The sequence below is a fragment of the Pseudomonas sp. Irchel s3b2 genome (genome assembly GCF_900187445.1).
In the GTDB taxonomy this organism is placed as follows: domain Bacteria; phylum Pseudomonadota; class Gammaproteobacteria; order Pseudomonadales; family Pseudomonadaceae; genus Aquipseudomonas.
In genome coordinates this window covers 1-1,920 of the sequence record NZ_FYEB01000029.1, presented here as the reverse complement: position 1 = coordinate 1,920, position 1,920 = coordinate 1, and the positions used below count along the sequence as shown (strand labels likewise).

Here is a 1,920-nt window from a genome sequence, read left to right as displayed (position 1 = left end):
ATCGAGTAGGAGGCGGATTTACATCCGCCGTCCTCTCACACCACCGTACATACGGTTCCGTATACGGCGGTTCAGGTTATGCAGCTAAGCCGGTTGATCGTATCCAGTATTGAGACCAGACCAAGGTTGTCCCACAGTTTCTTCGGTAACGCCTGATTCATATGAGGCGCCCCCGAGCTCCACCATGGGCCGCGACCATTGAAGGCTGATTTACAGGCGCGTGCTTCGCTGAGCCCCAAGCTCATCAGATTTCTCGCCCTCGTTGAGGGCTGCTTCCATTGGCGCCAGATCACGCAGCGAAGTTTGTGTCGCACCCAGCCGTCAAGCTCCTCCAGTGGCCGCCTGCTCTGAGTTAGCTTGAAGTAGCCAGCCCAGCCGCGCAGCACGGGGTTTATCCGTTCGATGGCATTCGCCAGCTTCTGGCCCCGCGCTCCGCGCAGCAGATCCCTGAGTCGGTCGCGCAAGCGACGCAGACTCAGCGTTGCCACTCGCAACCTTGGCTGTTGATGCCAGCTCATCCCATAGCCCAAGTAATCACACATCCACGACCCCGCAACTCGGCTCTTTTCCCGGTTCAGCACCAGTTTCAGGCGCTGGCTCAGGAAGCGTTCAACGCCGGCCATCACTCGCGCGCCTGCCCGTTGACTACGCACATAAATGTTGGCGTCATCGGCATAGCGCACGAAGCGATGACCCCGCCGCTCCAATTCTCGGTCGAGTTCGTTGAGCAGGATGTTCGACAGCAATGGCGAGAGCGGGCCGCCTTGCGGCGTCCCTTCCTGCCGTCGGCTGACGAGTCCGCCTGACATCGTCCCCGCTTCGAGATAACGACGGATCAGCGTGAGCACCCGTTTGTCTTCGATTTGACGCGCCACGTAAGCCATCAGGACATCGTGGTTGACCCGATCAAAGAACTTCTCGAGATCAAGTTCCACGCACCAGCGGTGACCCGCTGCCACATGGGCGCGGGCTGTTTCGATGGCTTGGTGAGCGCTTCTGCCCGGACGAAAGCCGTAGCTGTAGTCCGAAAACAAAGGGTCGAAGATTGGCGTGAGCTGTTGCAGCAGCGCCTGCTGGATCAGGCGATCCACGACGCTGGGGATACCCAGCTGTCTTGTACCGCCTTTGGGTTTGGGGATGTCGACGGCGCGTACACCTTGCGGGTGATACTCGCCGGCCAGCAGCCGAGTCTTGAGGATCGGCCAATACTGTTTCACGTAGCCCGCCAGCTGGTCGACCGTCATGCCATCGGCACCCGGTGCGCCTTTGTTGCTGACCACGCGCTGATACGCACGCTTGAGGTTGGCCGGTGCAAGCACCCGCGCCATCAGCGTGTCCGGCTCCGCGTTCGTCCACGCCACAGACGCCGCCGATACCTGTGCGCTGTCAGCCGTCATCCTCGGATACTGTCCGGGACTCGGAGTAACAGTCTTCTCTGGGAGAAATTTCTGCATTTCGGTATTCAACGAGACTCTGACGCCTACTGGCGGCATAACCTGTTCGGCCCTTGGTGGCGCGGTTAACCGCCACTTACTACGGCTTCGGCTGACTTCTGTACGCTCATCCCGTCGCCTCTCGACGTTCGGTAGCACATCGGCAAACGCACAGATCTCCCAGGGTAATTCGCGCGACCTTCCTGCTTATGCCTGTCGGATCTACGTCACAGCGTTCCGTGCAAGTATTGGGCTTTAGTGATCATGGCCACCTTACCCCGCTGCGCCGCCTAATCCGCTTCCTGTTCGTCAGGCCAGCATTTTGCCTCGGGCTTCCTTCAGATTCGCAGTCACCCGCGACACCCTTGCCTCTGGCTAACACTTCCCCTTGCCGGGTGTGTAGAGGACTTGCACCTCCAAGTCACCCGCTTGGCCACCACAGCCAAGCGGGTTGCGCTTGCGCGCAACGCGCCATGCCTGGCGCACC

The 1,920-nt window shown here is 60.2% G+C and carries 1 protein-coding gene; it reads right to left on the bottom strand.

Translation table 11 applies throughout. The features are described 5' to 3' along the window. Nucleotides 1-71 precede the first annotated feature (71 nt). Nucleotides 72-1,493 carry a group II intron reverse transcriptase/maturase gene (ltrA, locus tag CKW20_RS28815; protein ID WP_095055911.1) on the bottom strand — a complete coding sequence of 474 codons (1,422 nt, stop codon included), beginning with the start codon at nucleotides 1,491-1,493 and terminating at the stop codon, nucleotides 72-74. Nucleotides 1,494-1,920 lie beyond the last annotated feature (427 nt).